Here is a 14462-nt window from a genome sequence, read left to right on the forward strand (position 1 = left end):
TCTTGACTCAAGCATTAATGCAGTACGATCTTCAAAGTTAAGATGATGGTATGACAATTTTATATACTCCATAAACCCTTTAAATTAATTAGGTGGTTTATGTCGCACTTCAAGTTTTACTCTGCCAGGTATTAGTGGTGTTGTATATTTTGAGCAGCAAGAAAGTTGGGGAGCGATGTCGCCAGTTGTACATAATAAAATCACTAAAATAAAAATCTGTATAGTTGATTCATTTGGAAAGAAGCATAAAAAAATTTTGAAAATTCCTGTGGTGCAGTTAAATGAAGCATTTAAATATAATCCGTCCTTTGGGATGACATATCACATTTTGAATGATGAAAAGAATATTTCCAAAACTTTATAAGGGACTAATCATTTAAAATGAATTTGTGCTCATTAATATTTCTCTCTTTACACCTAACTCAATACAGCGTTTAATCGCCACATTGAAAAATGATTTAAAAGTTGATATAACAATGACAAAACAATCCCGATTCCTCTGTATTGGCGGTTTCCTTAACGGAACCCAAGTCAAAGACCAAGGCGACAGCTTTGTCTGCATCGAAAAATGCAAAAATGTCACCTATACCAAAAAGGAAATATTCCATCCTGATTCATGGGATCACGACTACTATGTTTGTGAAACGACCACAGATCAGCAAGCGCGCAACTGGGTTTATGATATTCCATCACGTTAATTGCGTCTATTCGGGCTATAAATTAAACAATTATTAGAAACAATAACTTGCATTACATTTCTATGATTGATTTTTCATCTCTCTTTCCCAAAACTGTATGAAAATAAAGCCAATAGGGAATGTTATGACTTATGAAATAGATGCCTTTGGCACTCTAGTAATTGCTGTTTTTTTTCTTTTTATTGGGCGGTATCTTGTTAGTAAAATTAGCTTCTTTAGGAACTATAACTTACCTGAACCTGTAATCGGTGGTTTAGTCGCAGCGATTACGGCCTTTATTCTCTATAAATTGTTTAATATCAGTGCCACATTTGACGCACAAATTCAAACCATCCTGATGCTGATGTTCTTTACTTCTGTTGGCTTAAGTGCAGACTTTTTGAAACTGAAAGAAGGTGGAAAATCGCTCCTGACCTTCTTGGTCTGTGTCATTTTATTTGTAGTCGTGCAAAATGCTGTCGGTATGAGTTTAGCCACAGCGCTTGGACTTGATCCACTGATTGGCTTGATTGTCGGTTCCGTCACCTTAACGGGTGGTCATGGTACCGCCGGTGCCTGGGGCGAGGTTCTGGAAACTCAATATGCGATCCAGGGAGCAGTTGTCCTTGGTATGGCAAGTGCTACCTTTGGCTTGATTATTGGTGGACTTGTGGGCGGTCCAGTTGCCAAGTTCCTGATTAAACGCAACCAACTGGCTGAAACAGTAGCGCAAGAGACTAATGAACAGCAGCTCGAATCGCACATCAACACTGCGCCCTTTGAATATCCAAAGAAAACCCGATTGATTACATCCAGTAATGCCGTGTCGACTTTGGGGATGTTTGCCCTGTGTATTTTTGTCGCCAATCAGATGACAGACTTCAGCCAGGGAAGATGGTTTGAATTGCCCACTTTTGTATGGGCTTTAGGCACAGGTGTGATTGTGCGTAATGTCTTGGAGCATGTGCTGAAAGTCGATATCTTCGACCGTGCAATCGATGTATTTGGCAATGCGTCTTTATCCCTGTATTTATCTATGGCTTTACTATCACTGCAACTCTGGTTACTGGCCGATTTGGCAGGTCCGCTCATTACCATTTTATTGGCGCAGACAGCGGTATTGATTTTATTTACCGCAATTGTGACCTTTAGAATCATGGGCAAAAATTACGATGCAGCAGTATTAGTGGCAGGGCATTGTGGTTTTGGTATGGGGGCAACACCGACAGCGATTGCCAATATTCAGGCGGTGACCAATAGCTATGGTCCATCACATAAAGCTTTTTTAATTGTACCGCTGTGTGGTGCATTTTTTATTGATATTGTGAATGCTGTGGTGATCCAAAGCATCATTGCATTTTTCGGCTAAATGTTAATACGTTTTTAAAATCATACATGCAATAAAAAGCCCCATGGTTAGGGGCTAGTCGTATATAGGTCAAGCCCATATACTGTAAGAGGCTCATCTCAAACTGCGTGTATTAGAACATAGCAGCTTGCAAATAACCATCTAAATCTGATTTAAACCGTCAATTGTTGTTCAATCACCGGCCATAAGTTTTGATGTGATTTTTTAAACATCAGCATATGGCCAATGGCTTTATGCGCATACCTTTTAGGTTGAAGCTCAATCATCTGAGTGTCTGCATTGGGGTATAAACGCAGTAAATCTTTTACATTTGCTTCTGTTGCAATTTCATCATCCGATGACCAGATCGAAATAATCGGGCAGGTGATTTGAGCATGAAAATCTGAGCGTGGTAATAGGGTTTTACCCATTGCATTCATGACATAGCCCGGTTTGCTACAGAACTGTGCCCATTCACGCGCCACATCTTTAGGCAGATTTTCGCCCATGCCAATCGCTTGAGTTGGAGCATATCCTTTGCTCATACGGGCCAGTGGGAAAATGAGATTGAACATGACCGGCGCCAGCAGTTTGGTTTTACCTTTAAGTCCTTTGATATGTCCGGTTGAGCCAGCAACAGCCACCACTTTTGCAACTTTGTCATAATTCGGTACGATCCCCAGAAGCTGACCACCAGCACTATGCCCCAGCAAAATTACTTTTTCTGCATGAGTACGTGCTAATAAAGCATCAATCGCGGCGGGAATATCCAGTTGACCCCATTGCACAATGCTGGCTTTGGACTGTTTTAAAGGGCCTGCGAGTGACTCACCAATTCCCCGAAAGTCAAAGACCAGTACCGCATAGCCCTGAGCTTGCAACCAGATGCAGAAATGATGATAAAACTGTTGGGTAATACCTGTGGCAGGACAGACCAATACCGGACGTTTTTCAGATTCTGAAGAAGCCGCATAAAAGCGTGCACTTAAGTGATAGCCATCCTGGCATTGTAGAGTCAATGTTTCAAATTCAGACATACGATACACTATGATTTTAGCTTCCTGATGAAGCTTTAACTTTATACAGTTTTTGAAGGGATGCTTGCGCAAAGCATGACTTAAAAGTCAGTAAAATAATAGATATGGAATGAGCTTATGCTATCAATGGAACTTGCACTGGCCGTTAAAATCGCCATTATTTTTAGTGGAATATTCTTGTGGATTGGGATGTTTACCGGGGTCTGGAAGTATTGGCAGATCCGTCAATCACCACAGTCACGCGCACATTATTATGTCGATATTGCCCATCGTAGCAGTCTGCTATATGCACCAGCGACGCTAATTCTGGCAGTTCTGGCATATTATTCCGATTTATCCAGTGCCATGAATTTGATCTGCGTACTGGTGAATATCGTATTTTTTAGTTTTTCGATTGCAGCTTATATGTTGCATGGTTTCCTGCAAGATACCACCAATCAGTTTAAGCAACCGCATCAACTGGGTCGGTTTCATCTACCTGGCAGTCTGATGAGCTTGGCAATGCTGGGATTAATTATTGCAGAACTTGGAGGAACGGGGATTTTACTCTATGGCGCATTTGGTGGGCTATTTTAATTATTCTTAAAAGTAATATTTTGGTTTTTTTACCAGATGGATGACTGGCCACATCATCCATCTGGGCTAATTTAAAATTTGATTATCGGTATTTCTGGTCTATGGCAGCCCATAGGAAGAAAGCAGCTGAGACGATCAGCGCATAACCAAAGTATTCAAGTTTTAAATTACCTTGAATTAAGCAATGGACGGTTAAAGTCAGCATAAGTGCAAAAGTAGTGCATATAAATGTCACCAGATTGGTGTCGTTGGCTTTAAGAGCGTCAATGAAGACTTGCTTGTTGAAATGTAATGATAACATCTCCATCCCTCCCATTTATTTATGTTATTGAAGACTAAAGCAGATTAAGTTAGTCAGAATTGAACATACAGTTGTACTGTTTAATATCAGCCTTTGCAACCATCGGGCTGCACTTTCAGGGTCAAAATGGCCTTCTTTAGTCGTAAAAATACATAATCAATTGATTAGTAAAGCATTATATATTCAGATTACACCTCCATATCGTCATGAAAACAATAGCTAGCAATTGTTTGATGTGAGCAGATAGAAAATGCAAATTCTACGCCAAAGATATGTAGTGTTAATCAATAGAATGTAAGACTGTGTATAAGTCAGGGGGCAAGATGGTTTAAGTCAGCAACAACATGTATCTAAAAGCTAAAATTCAAAAAATTATTTATATTTATATTAAAAATAGGATCATTCGAGCCTAATTATGAATCACACTTTCTGGAAAAAGTACGAGTAAATAGGCATGCAGTGATGATTTGATATTGTCTGTAAGAAACAATAAAAGTCCGTTTGGGTAAAACCTGACAATTATTGATCACGCTAAAACCGGATTTTGGGTAAAAATACGATTTTTCAGACATCCTAGAAGTTTTAGTTTCTAATACGGTCAATCACAGCTGCAATTAGCAATACAATCATGGATGGAATAAACCAGGCCAGATTCTGTTCTGAGAGCGGCAAATTTTGTAGTACGGCAGGCAATTCAAAACCAGCAACTTTTATTCCATCAAAAATACCGAAGATAAAGGCCACTAGCGTCACTGGTGCAATCACATGAGACGGTTTTTTGAAGAAGCTAGCGCAGAAGCTCAATAAAATCACACTAATTGCAGGTGGATAAATCGCGCTCAATACGGGCACCGAAACGGCAATCAGTTTGGTTAAACCCAGATTTGAAATAATCAGTGAGAAACCGACCAGAATAAATACAAAAATCTTGTATGGAATTTTAGTCAAACTGGAGAAATATTCGGCACAGGCGCAGGTCAGGCCAATCGCAGTCACCATACAGGCAATAAAAATCATGCCAGACAGGAAATAAGCACCCATATCACCAAAGGCATGTTGTACATAGGCATGCAGGATAATGGCACCATTGGCTGCGTTCGGTGCAATTTCGTGGCTACCGAGTCCGAGTTTAAACAGACTTAAATACACCAGAGTTAAACCAATACCAGAAATAATGCCGGCATTCACTGCATATTTGGTAATCAGTTTTTTATCGGTTACACCACGTGAAGTAATGGCTTTAACAATCACAATCCCGAAAACTAAAGCGCCCAAAGTATCCATGGTTAAATAACCATTTACGAAGCCTTCAGTCACTGGACTGGTAACGTAATTATCGATCGCTGCAGGCGGATTGCTGGCAGGGATCATCACGGCTGCTACACCCAAAATGATCAAAGAAATAATTTTAAGTGGTGACAGGAAATAGCCGACGGTATCCAGAATCTTGTTTGGATATAAAGATACGATGGTCACCACAGCAAAATAGATGATGCTGTAAATGAGCAGGCTGCCAGATTCATTGCCAAAGTAAGATGAAAAACCGATTTCATAAGAAACGGTTGCGGTACGCGGCGTCGCAAATAAAGGGCCAACAGCTAAGTAACAGATTACAGTCAGCAAGATGCTGGCTGCTTTGCCAAGAGGCGAGCTTAGTGCCTGAATGGAACCTTCAACGCGAGACAACGCAATAATGGTAATCACGGGTAAGCCGACTGCTGTAATAAGGAAACCTAAAGCAGCGAGCCATACGTGTTCACCGGCTTGTTGAGCCACAATCGGTGGGAAGATAATGTTGCCCGCACCAATAAATAGTGCAAAGGTCATAAAACCTAGGGCGACAATATCCCGGGTACGCAGACTTGTCATAAAGGGAGATCAATAGAACAAAAGAAAGCGATTTTAGTGTATATGTCCAATTTTTTGGAGTTTATTTTAAGGCTGCAGACCTTGAATCTATTGATTTTGCTGCTCAGATAACCATTCATTCAAATTTTGGTAGAAATATCTGATTGATAATCAGCTAAAAAATAGATGATCTAAGCCCACTGTATGGATTGATCTGAATTTTCTTTAAAATTCTCAGATTATTGTTTGTATGAATAAGCAACAGTTGAAATTCTGATTTCCAGAAAAATTGCGGTGATGAAATCCACTAACTGTGACATATGTAACAAAAAAGGGACTATAATTCAGATATTCATAGTGAGGATAGATATATGCGAGCTCCAGCGATTAGTCTTAAAACTGAGCAAGATGTAGAAAAATTGCGGATATCTGGGCGTTTGGCCGCAGAAGTTTTAGCGATGATCGGGGAGCATGTCAAGCCAGGTGTCACGACCGAATATCTGGATGATCTCTGTCATGATTTTATTATCAATACTCTAAAAGTAACACCGGCCAATATTGGCTATTATGGTTATACCAAGACCACCTGCATTTCGCCGAATGAAGTAGTCTGTCACGGTATTCCATCCTCAAAAACCGTGTTGCAGGATGGTGATATTATCAATATTGATGTGGCGATCATCAAAGATGGTTATTTCGGTGATACCAGCCGGATGTATTATGTGGGAACGCCATCTCCAGAAGCCAGACGTCTGGTCAATACCACCTATGCAGCGATGCTGGCCGGGATTCATTCAGTGAAGCCGGGAGCTACCTTAGGCGATATTGGTTATGCGATTCAAACCGTTGCACAGCGTGAAGGCTATTCGATTGTGCGTGAGTATTGCGGTCATGGCATCGGCAAGGTTTATCACGAACAACCGAATATTCTGCATTATGGACAGCCGGGTCAAGGCATCAAGCTGGTGCCGGGTATGGTCTTTACCATTGAGCCGATGGTAAATATGGGTAAAGCTCGTGTCAAAGAACTAAAAGATGGCTGGACTGTGGTTACCACGGATAAATCGTGGTCTGCACAATGGGAACATATGGTTTATGTGACCGAAACCGGATTTGAATTACTCTCTCCATGGCCTGAAGGCACGGGTGATTATCCGGAAATTTAAAATTTTGACGGGATTTCTGTTAAAAACTTTTGACTTGCCAAATTTACAAGTTCATCGTTTTTGCTGACGAAAATATACAAAACACTACAGCAAAACAATGGTTTGAAAATAGAAGTCTGGTTAGACTGAGAATCAGCTACAAAGTTTCCTTTTTTATTCACTGTGCTGTAGTGACCTGTTTCTCTAGCTCATTTTTCCCCAAGAATGAGCTATTTTTTTGTCCATATTTTTATTAGCTATGGTTTAATTCTGCGACCAGATAGTCAATAAATACCCGGACTGCAGGCAGCAGACCGCGACGTGAGGGATAAACCGCATGAAAAATACCATGCGGTGCTTTCCAGTCAGGTAAAACCCGTACCAGTTCGCCACGTGCCACATACTGCTCTACCACGTTATCTGGCAATAAGGTCACCCCGCAGCTTGAAGCCGCAAGTTGCGCCAACATATTGAGGTCTGAACCCAATACAGTTGGACTGACCCGAATTTTCTTTTGTTCTTGCTGCTCGTTTTGTAAGGTCAGAAATTGTTCGGTATGATCTTCTGCCATGCTCAGAATCTTATGTTCAGCCAGTTGCTCGGGGGTTTTTAGCTCACCAAACTGATTGAGATAACCTTGACTTGCAAACAGATGCTGTTCAATTTTTTCAAACTGACGGATGACCAGATTCGGATCGTCATCCAGACTGGAGCGTACCCGCAGTGCCAGATCACAGCCTTCATTAATGATATCGACCCGGCGATTGGTGATCATCATCTGAACTTTAATTTCTGGATATTGCTTGAGGAAGTTTGGCAGAATTTTGGCGATTTCATTCTGGGCAATTAAAACCGGCAAACTGACTTTAATCGTACCACGCGGTTCGGTACTAAGATGATCGACCAGATCATGTGCTGCCTGTGCTGCATTTAACATGACTTGTGCATGGCGGTAAACGTTCATGCCAATATCGGTGACCGCAAAATGACGCGAGCTGCGTTGAATCAGGCGGACACCTAGACGTTCTTCCAAGTTATGGACACGACGGCTAAGCTTGGATTTAGGGATGTCTGTTGCACGTTCGGCTGCGCTAAAGCCGCCATGTTCCACCACCTGTGCAAAGCAGTAAAAATCATCAAGATCAGTCAGCATTCCAAAATTCCATTTATGCAACAATCTGCTGATTAAAAATTGATTGTTGCATTCTGTCAATTAAAAAAATATTGAAGTTACTAAAATTTAAAAGCCAACACACTCGATAATGTGATACATAGGCGCTTATTTATAATGTCTGTAATCTCATTACACCACAGCTAAGTGGTGATTCATTAAAAAAATTGCCATTCAATATATAAGCTTAGATAATAAATAAGTTTCGTATTAGCCGTCGATGTAAAGTTCAATCAGTTTGAATAATTATGCTAGGTTAAAAGGTATTTATTTTCTAAGCTCTAGCACTCATTTATGATTAAAAAAATTGTCTTAAGCCTATGTCTCTGTGTTTCTCATGTGGCTTTTGCTCAACAGATCGCCCTCAGTTTCGATGATGGACTAGACCCAGCCAATAACCCAGATGCTTGTCATATCAATAATGACATTCTAAATACCCTAAAACAAAAGCGAATTTTGGCTATTGTCTATCCAAGCGTCAGTAAAATTAGCACAGAAAAAGGGTTGCAGATGATTTCAGAGTGGGGGAAACAGGGGCATCGAATAGGCAATCATGGAAATTTACATCTTAACCTAAATAAAGATGACATTAGCTTGAAAAATTATTTAAAAGACATAGAGCAAGGACATCAAATATTTTCTACATTACCCGGATTTGTACCACGTTACCGATTTCCATTTCTTAAAGAGGGAAATACGCTAGAAAAAAGGGAAGGAGTACGACAATGGCTGATAACCCATCATTATCAATCGGGAACTGTTAGCATCGATGCGAGTGATTGGTATTACAATCAACTGTTTTTGCAGTATCAGCAAGCACAAGATCAAGAAAACCTGAATAAATTAAAACAAGCCTATCTGTTTCATTTGCTTGATCGAGCACAGTATTACGATAATTTAGCACAACAAACATTAGGACGTTCCCCCAAGCATGTGCTTTTACTTCATGTAAGAGCCATTAATGCGGCTTGGCTAGAAGACATTATTGATTTGTTTAAGCAACAGGGCTGGAAATTTGTTGATAGTGATAGCGCTTATCAGGATTCAATTTATAAAATTCAGCCACAAACTCTACCTGCGGGTGAAAGTATTTTATGGAATATTGCACAAATTTATGGGCTCGAGTCATTACGTTATCCAGCTGAAGATGCCCCCTATGAATATCCAAATTTGAAAAAATTTGGTTTAAGTGTGGCGCCTTAGATACGGCTATTTCACTTTAGAAAATCACGAGGTGTATGCTATAGACAGTAAGAGTTAGATAGTATTTAGGCTGTAACCAATATGATTAAGTGTCGCTACGTTTTCTAAATACCTGAATAATCATCATCGAACATGACACAGCATATGTCTTGTGATGAAATTATTTTTCTAGGAGCTGAATCAACTGTTGCACACCGTCAGTAGCCGTTTGGGTGATCTTGTGAAATTGTACCGGCAATTGTTGTTGGTCTGCTCTGGGGTCAATATAATAGGCCTGGCAAGATACCGGAATGTCATGAATCAATCCCGCCACTGGATAAACTTGCAGACTGGTGCCAATCACCACAAAAATATCGGCATCTTGTACACAATTTTGGGCTTCTGCATAGGCAGGAACGGCTTCGCCAAACCAGACCACGTGTGGACGCAGTGGATAACCTGCTGTGCAAAAGTGCTTGTTTAAATCTAATTCAGTTTCTTCAACCGGATAGAATTCGGTCGTACTTTGTGCATCTGGACCTGAGGTTTTAGCCAGTCGGATATTGCCATGAAGATGAATCACTTTGCTGCTGCCGGCACGTTCATGCAGATCATCGATATTCTGGGTAATGACATGCACATCATAATCTTGTTGCAGTTGCGCAATCTGGAGATGTGCAGTATTTGGCTCTGCCTCCAGAATATTTTTTCGGCGTGCATTGTAAAAGCGCTGTACCAGTTGCGGATCTCTGGCCCAGGCCTGCGGAGTGGCGACATCTTCAATCCGATACTGTTCCCAAAGACCATCGCTGTCACGGAAGGTATTGATGCCACTTTCTGCGCTCATACCCGCACCTGAAAAGACCACCAGTTTTTTCATTATTTTTCTCCTGAATATTTAAACTGCCGAAGTACTCGATTGTGAATTCTCTTTCAAGAAGACACCGAGTTCTCTGGAAAATTTTAGCGGTTCAGTCAGCAAGGGCGTATGACCGGATTTTTTAAAAATCACCTGTTTGGCTTGAGGCAGGCTTTCTGCAATCAGACGCTGTCCTTCAAAAGGATAGAGCCGGGATTGCGCGCCGCTAAAGAAAGTCACCGGACATTGAAGTTTGGTTAATGCTTCACGGTAATCCTCTCGATGATACAGATAATTGTTGATATACCAGGCCATGTAGTCCACACGGCTGGATGGCAGTAATAAACTTTGAAAGCGAGGTTGATGCAGTAAAAACTCAAATGCTTTAAGACTATAGGGATGACTGTTTTGCAGCTGGATAAAGCGCAGCCATAATGCGCCAATCTGTTGGCGTACTGTTTGATCTAGATCGCGAATAAATTGAATTTGCGGATGTGCAGCGAGGAGAACAGACAGTTGCTGCAAAATCTCCCTAAATTCGTCATGTTTTGGTCCAAACAGACCAAAAGCCCAAGTATCATCTACCGGTATTTTGGGTGTCTGATCAATATGCAAATAAGCCGTGATCCGTTTAGAAAAATGATCAGAGTGCAGACCATGCATAAGTGTGGTTGCCCCCATAGAGTAGGCAATGACTATGACTCGATCGAACTTGAGCTGATCTACCACTGAGCGCACATCCTGCCAATGACAGTTAATCGCATCCAGATTTGCTGGAATTTTACAGTCTTTGGATGCACCGAAACCACGCCATTCTGGAATAATAAAACGAAACCTGTTTTTATGCGGAGATAAAAAGGCCGCCCATTGCCAGCTCAACATGCCCAGACCAGACAATACTAAAACCGGTTGACCCTGACCGTATTCACGTACAAACAGCTGTTCGCCGTCTGGCATGCGATAAAAGGACATGAATATTCTCCTTATTTTTATCCCGATCGTTTATTTAAACTGTTTGAGTCGCGGAATAACGGTTTCCAGCCAGTGAATCCAGCCAAGTTCTTGATCAATGCCGAGTTGTAAAATCATTTTATGAATATACAGGGTGCGATCATTTTCATTAGCTTGGGCAAAGTCTTTGGCAAAAATTTGCTGATAGGTGTTGAGTTTTTCTTTGTGCAGGACTAAATGCCGTTCCAGTTCCGCTAATGTGTTGTTGCCACCAAGCTGCGCTTCAGCACGTAAGCGTACCATCAATTCTTCGCGCAACTGTGCCGGTGGGCTTTGCTGTATCATCCAGTGAGCCAATTCTTCACGACCGGGCAGTTCAACCTGATAGGTTTTTTTACGTGAATGTGCATCTTCTTCTTCGAGTGTTGAAATCCAACCCTGTTTTGACATGGCGTTCAGCTCTCGATAGATTTGCTGGTGGGTCGCATTCCAGAAGAATCCCATTGAGCGGTCAAAGCGCCGCGCCAGTTCTATTCCGGTACTGGGTTTTTCAATCAGGCTGGTCAGTAGCACATGCGATAAAGACATAAACGTCTCAAAAAAATGACTCGGGATTATTATGCAACATGTTGCATAAAAATCAATTCTGATTTATATATTAGTGCAACAAGTTGCATAATTCTGATCGATAAATGCAATATCTGATCAGCTGAATAAAAATAGCCAGCACACCAGCACGCTAAGGAGTTGAAATGTCTAAATATCCGAATTTACTTGCCCCGCTTGATTTAGGGTTTACCACACTCAAAAACCGGGTGCTGATGGGGTCAATGCACGTGGGGCTTGAAGAAGCACCCGGCGGATATGAGCGGATGGCAGCTTTTTATGCAGAGCGTGCCAAAGGTGGCGTGGCCTTAATCGTGACGGGTGGTATTTCACCCAATGATCATGGGGTGACGTTTCAGGGCGGCTCCAAGCTTGACAGTGTCGAAGAAGCTGAAAAGCATAAAGTGATTACCCAAGCGGTGCATGATGCAGGCGGGAAAATTGCCCTGCAAATTTTGCACACGGGCCGTTATTCCTATCAGGCAGAAAATGTTGCACCCTCTCCGATTCAGGCACCCATTAACCCGGTCAAGCCGCATGCCTTGAGTTCAGCTGAGGTTCAGCAAACTATTGATGACTTCGCCAATTGTGCCAAGCTGGCACAGTATGCTGGTTATGATGGCGTAGAAATTATGGGGTCGGAAGGTTATTTGATTAACGAGTTTATTGCAGCGCGAACCAATCATCGTGATGATGAATGGGGCGGCAGCTATGAAAACCGCATTCGTTTCCCGATCGAGATCGTGCGCCGTACCCGTGAAATGGTCGGTGAAAACTTTATTATTATCTATCGTCTGTCTATGCTGGATCTGGTGGAAGGTGGCTCAACTTTAGATGAAGTGGTACAACTGGCTAAAGCCATTGAAAAAGCCGGTGCCACGATTATCAATACCGGCATCGGCTGGCATGAAGCACGTATTCCGACCATTGCCACCAAGGTTCCTCGTGCAGCCTTTACCTGGGTTACCCGCAAGCTCAAAGGTCTGGTAAAAGTTCCTCTCATTACTTCTAACCGCATCAATACACCTGAGATGGCTGAGTATGTACTGGCTTCTGGTGATGCCGATATGATTTCCATGGCGCGTCCAATGCTGGCTGACTCTGAGTTTGTGCTTAAAGCTGAACAGGGTCGTAGCGATGAGATCAATACGTGTATCGGTTGTAATCAGGCCTGTCTGGATCATATTTTCTCGATGAAAATTGCCACCTGTCTGGTCAATCCACGGGCCTGTTATGAAACCGAACTCATCTTCAAAGACGTTGGCGAAGCGAAAAATATTGCCGTGATTGGGGCAGGTCCTGCCGGTTTAAGTTTTGCAGTCTATGCAGCGAATCGTGGTCATCAGGTCACGGTATTTGATGCGGCTGCACAGATTGGGGGACAATTTAATATTGCCAAAACCATTCCGGGCAAGGAAGAATTTTATGAAACCTTGCGCTACTTTAAACGTCAAATCGAGTTGCAGCCACGCATCAAGTTAAAGTTAAATCATACTGCCAGTTTTGCAGAACTTGAAGCGTCAGCATTTGATGAGATTGTCGTGGCAACAGGGGTAACCCCGCGTCAACTGGATATTCCGGGGATTGATCATCCAAAAGTCTTATCTTATCTCGAGGTGTTAAAAGAGCGTAAAGCTGTGGGACAGCGTGTGGCGATTATTGGTGCGGGGGGTATTGGTTTTGATACCGCGGAACTTCTGAGTCATGAAGGGGAAAGTGGCAGTATCAATCCAGAAAAATTCTATGATGAATGGGGCATCGATACCAAATATGATCAGGTCGGTGGTTTAAAAACTCCAGTTCTGGAAAAATCATCCCGTGAAATTTACTTATTGCAACGAAAAGCTGCTTCTGTGGGTTCTAGTCTGGGTAAAACCACGGGCTGGATTCACCGCACAGGGCTTAAACATCGTGACGTGAAAATGATTGCGGGTGCCAGCTATGACAGGATTGATGATCAGGGCTTGCATATCACCGTCAATGATAAGCAAATGGTGTTGGAAGTGGATAATGTCATTATTTGTGCTGGTCAGGAATCTTATACCGCCATGTTTGATGAGTTAAAATCTGCTGGTAAAAGTGTACACCTGATTGGTGGCGCCAAAGAAGCGGGTGAGTTAGATGCTAAACGTGCCATTCGTCAGGGGGCTGAATTGGCAGCGGTGATCTAAAAATATTAAAACCTGCTTTTTTTCCTCTCCTTTATTAAAGGAGAGGATTTATAAGAAAGAATCTCCCTTGTGAAGCAGTACTTCTCACCTTTAATAAAGGGGGAGCGCTCTGTATTTAAAATATCAAAACAAAAAAGGAACCTCAAATGAGCATCGAAACTACAAAAAAATCCATTGATCGTTGGCACGAGATGTTAGCAACCCGCGATATGTCGATCTTGAATGAGTTACTTGCTGAGGATGTTGTATTTCGCTCACCTGTGGCTTTTCATCCTTATCCTGGCAAACAGGTGGTCTTTTTTATTCTGAGCAATGTGATCCAAGTCTTTGAAAACTTCACTTATCACCGTGAATTTATAAGTGAAGATGGTAACAATGTCGTACTTGAGTTTTCTGCTCAGGTAAGCGATAAAAAACTCAAGGGAGTTGACATGATTCAGTTTAATGAAGAAGGTCAGATCATTGATTTTGAAGTGATGATCCGGCCTAAGTCTGGACTTGAAGCCTTAGCGGTACAAATGGGCCAACGGATGCAGTCATTCCAAGTTAAAACTTAATTCGAATTATTGATTCAAGTCGGCATGAAGTTT

At 41.9% G+C, this 14462-nt stretch carries 15 protein-coding genes; 8 read left to right on the forward strand and 7 right to left on the reverse strand.

Annotated features, from left to right (window positions below):
• Positions 1–175: 175 nt before the first annotated feature.
• From FTU82_RS10015 to gltS, 3 genes are all read left to right on the forward strand, one after another.
• Positions 176–364: a hypothetical protein gene (locus FTU82_RS10015; RefSeq protein ID WP_257221960.1), complete on the forward strand. Its 189-nt coding sequence runs from the start codon at positions 176–178 to the stop codon at positions 362–364.
• Positions 365–476: 112 nt separating this feature from the next.
• Entirely contained in the window at positions 477–698 is a 222-nt protein-coding gene (locus FTU82_RS10020; protein ID WP_080633091.1) for a hypothetical protein, read from the forward strand.
• Positions 699–822: 124 nt separating this feature from the next.
• A complete protein-coding gene (gltS, locus tag FTU82_RS10025) occupies positions 823–2046 on the forward strand; it encodes a sodium/glutamate symporter (protein WP_005097189.1) in 1224 nt (407 codons plus the stop codon).
• Positions 2047–2198: 152 nt separating this feature from the next.
• Here gltS and FTU82_RS10030 read toward each other — a convergent pair whose 3' ends face one another.
• A complete protein-coding gene (locus FTU82_RS10030) occupies positions 2199–3062 on the reverse strand; it encodes an alpha/beta fold hydrolase (RefSeq protein WP_074383206.1) in 864 nt (287 codons plus the stop codon).
• 117 nt (positions 3063–3179) lie between these two features.
• Here FTU82_RS10030 and FTU82_RS10035 point away from each other — a divergent pair, with 117 nt between their 5' ends.
• The gene (locus FTU82_RS10035) at positions 3180–3638 is read left to right on the forward strand and encodes a hypothetical protein (RefSeq protein ID WP_005097113.1); all 459 of its coding nucleotides are present in this window, start codon (positions 3180–3182) and stop codon (positions 3636–3638) included.
• Positions 3639–3720: 82 nt separating this feature from the next.
• Here the strand turns inward: FTU82_RS10035 and FTU82_RS10040 are convergent, their stop codons facing one another.
• Both FTU82_RS10040 and brnQ read right to left on the reverse strand, forming a co-directional pair.
• Positions 3721–3939: a hypothetical protein gene (locus tag FTU82_RS10040; RefSeq protein ID WP_005097112.1), complete on the reverse strand. Its 219-nt coding sequence runs from the start codon at positions 3937–3939 to the stop codon at positions 3721–3723.
• A 582-nt stretch (positions 3940–4521) separates the two neighbouring features.
• Positions 4522–5808, reverse strand: a complete 1287-nt coding sequence (gene brnQ / locus FTU82_RS10045) for a branched-chain amino acid transport system II carrier protein (RefSeq protein WP_005097110.1) — start codon at positions 5806–5808, stop codon at positions 4522–4524.
• Positions 5809–6158: 350 nt separating this feature from the next.
• On the opposite strand from brnQ, the gene map reads away from it, so the two are divergent.
• Positions 6159–6953, forward strand: a complete 795-nt coding sequence (gene map, locus FTU82_RS10050; RefSeq protein WP_005097108.1) for a type I methionyl aminopeptidase — start codon at positions 6159–6161, stop codon at positions 6951–6953.
• A 232-nt stretch (positions 6954–7185) separates the two neighbouring features.
• Here the strand turns inward: map and FTU82_RS10055 are convergent, their stop codons facing one another.
• Positions 7186–8085, reverse strand: coding sequence for a LysR substrate-binding domain-containing protein (locus tag FTU82_RS10055; protein ID WP_180086125.1), 900 nt, complete (start codon positions 8083–8085; stop codon positions 7186–7188).
• A gap of 312 nt (positions 8086–8397) precedes the next feature.
• Here FTU82_RS10055 and FTU82_RS10060 point away from each other — a divergent pair, with 312 nt between their 5' ends.
• Positions 8398–9306, forward strand: coding sequence for a polysaccharide deacetylase family protein (locus tag FTU82_RS10060; protein ID WP_100535317.1), 909 nt, complete (start codon positions 8398–8400; stop codon positions 9304–9306).
• Positions 9307–9466: 160 nt separating this feature from the next.
• Here the strand turns inward: FTU82_RS10060 and FTU82_RS10065 are convergent, their stop codons facing one another.
• Genes FTU82_RS10065 through FTU82_RS10075 form a run of 3 tightly spaced genes read right to left on the reverse strand, consistent with a single transcriptional unit; the run spans position 9467 to position 11683 of the window.
• Positions 9467–10165, reverse strand: coding sequence for an NAD-dependent deacylase (locus tag FTU82_RS10065; protein WP_180086127.1), 699 nt, complete (start codon positions 10163–10165; stop codon positions 9467–9469).
• A gap of 18 nt (positions 10166–10183) precedes the next feature.
• Positions 10184–11116: an alpha/beta fold hydrolase gene (locus tag FTU82_RS10070; protein WP_180086129.1), complete on the reverse strand. Its 933-nt coding sequence runs from the start codon at positions 11114–11116 to the stop codon at positions 10184–10186.
• Positions 11117–11146: 30 nt separating this feature from the next.
• Positions 11147–11683 (reverse strand): PadR family transcriptional regulator, encoded by a 537-nt coding sequence (locus FTU82_RS10075; protein ID WP_005097101.1) that lies wholly within the window; start codon positions 11681–11683, stop codon positions 11147–11149.
• Between the two features lie 164 nt (positions 11684–11847).
• Between FTU82_RS10075 and FTU82_RS10080 the strand changes: the two genes are divergently transcribed.
• Together FTU82_RS10080 and FTU82_RS10085 are read left to right on the forward strand one after the other, a co-directional pair.
• Complete coding sequence (locus tag FTU82_RS10080) at positions 11848–13872, forward strand: NADPH-dependent 2,4-dienoyl-CoA reductase (RefSeq protein ID WP_005097099.1); 2025 nt, start codon at positions 11848–11850, stop codon at positions 13870–13872.
• Between the two features lie 146 nt (positions 13873–14018).
• The gene (locus FTU82_RS10085) at positions 14019–14429 is read left to right on the forward strand and encodes a nuclear transport factor 2 family protein (protein WP_005097098.1); all 411 of its coding nucleotides are present in this window, start codon (positions 14019–14021) and stop codon (positions 14427–14429) included.
• The last annotated feature ends 33 nt before the right edge of the window (positions 14430–14462 follow it).

Source organism: Acinetobacter sp. YH12151, assembly GCF_013418355.1.
Lineage (GTDB): Bacteria > Pseudomonadota > Gammaproteobacteria > Pseudomonadales > Moraxellaceae > Acinetobacter > Acinetobacter pseudolwoffii.

What these genes read in the sequence shown, in the direction of transcription:
- FTU82_RS10015 (WP_257221960.1), top strand. Translation starts at nt 176, where the DNA reads ATGTCGCCAGTTGTACATAATAAAATCACTAAAATAAAAATCTGTATA.
- FTU82_RS10020 (WP_080633091.1), top strand. Translation starts at nt 477, where the DNA reads ATGACAAAACAATCCCGATTCCTCTGTATTGGCGGTTTCCTTAACGGA.
- gltS (WP_005097189.1), top strand. Translation starts at nt 823, where the DNA reads ATGACTTATGAAATAGATGCCTTTGGCACTCTAGTAATTGCTGTTTTT.
- FTU82_RS10030 (WP_074383206.1), bottom strand. Translation starts at nt 3,062, where the DNA reads ATGTCTGAATTTGAAACATTGACTCTACAATGCCAGGATGGCTATCAC.
- FTU82_RS10035 (WP_005097113.1), top strand. Translation starts at nt 3,180, where the DNA reads ATGCTATCAATGGAACTTGCACTGGCCGTTAAAATCGCCATTATTTTT.
- FTU82_RS10040 (WP_005097112.1), bottom strand. Translation starts at nt 3,939, where the DNA reads ATGTTATCATTACATTTCAACAAGCAAGTCTTCATTGACGCTCTTAAA.
- brnQ (WP_005097110.1), bottom strand. Translation starts at nt 5,808, where the DNA reads ATGACAAGTCTGCGTACCCGGGATATTGTCGCCCTAGGTTTTATGACC.
- map (WP_005097108.1), top strand. Translation starts at nt 6,159, where the DNA reads ATGCGAGCTCCAGCGATTAGTCTTAAAACTGAGCAAGATGTAGAAAAA.
- FTU82_RS10055 (WP_180086125.1), bottom strand. Translation starts at nt 8,085, where the DNA reads ATGCTGACTGATCTTGATGATTTTTACTGCTTTGCACAGGTGGTGGAA.
- FTU82_RS10060 (WP_100535317.1), top strand. Translation starts at nt 8,398, where the DNA reads ATGATTAAAAAAATTGTCTTAAGCCTATGTCTCTGTGTTTCTCATGTG.
- FTU82_RS10065 (WP_180086127.1), bottom strand. Translation starts at nt 10,165, where the DNA reads ATGAAAAAACTGGTGGTCTTTTCAGGTGCGGGTATGAGCGCAGAAAGT.
- FTU82_RS10070 (WP_180086129.1), bottom strand. Translation starts at nt 11,116, where the DNA reads ATGTCCTTTTATCGCATGCCAGACGGCGAACAGCTGTTTGTACGTGAA.
- FTU82_RS10075 (WP_005097101.1), bottom strand. Translation starts at nt 11,683, where the DNA reads ATGTCTTTATCGCATGTGCTACTGACCAGCCTGATTGAAAAACCCAGT.
- FTU82_RS10080 (WP_005097099.1), top strand. Translation starts at nt 11,848, where the DNA reads ATGTCTAAATATCCGAATTTACTTGCCCCGCTTGATTTAGGGTTTACC.
- FTU82_RS10085 (WP_005097098.1), top strand. Translation starts at nt 14,019, where the DNA reads ATGAGCATCGAAACTACAAAAAAATCCATTGATCGTTGGCACGAGATG.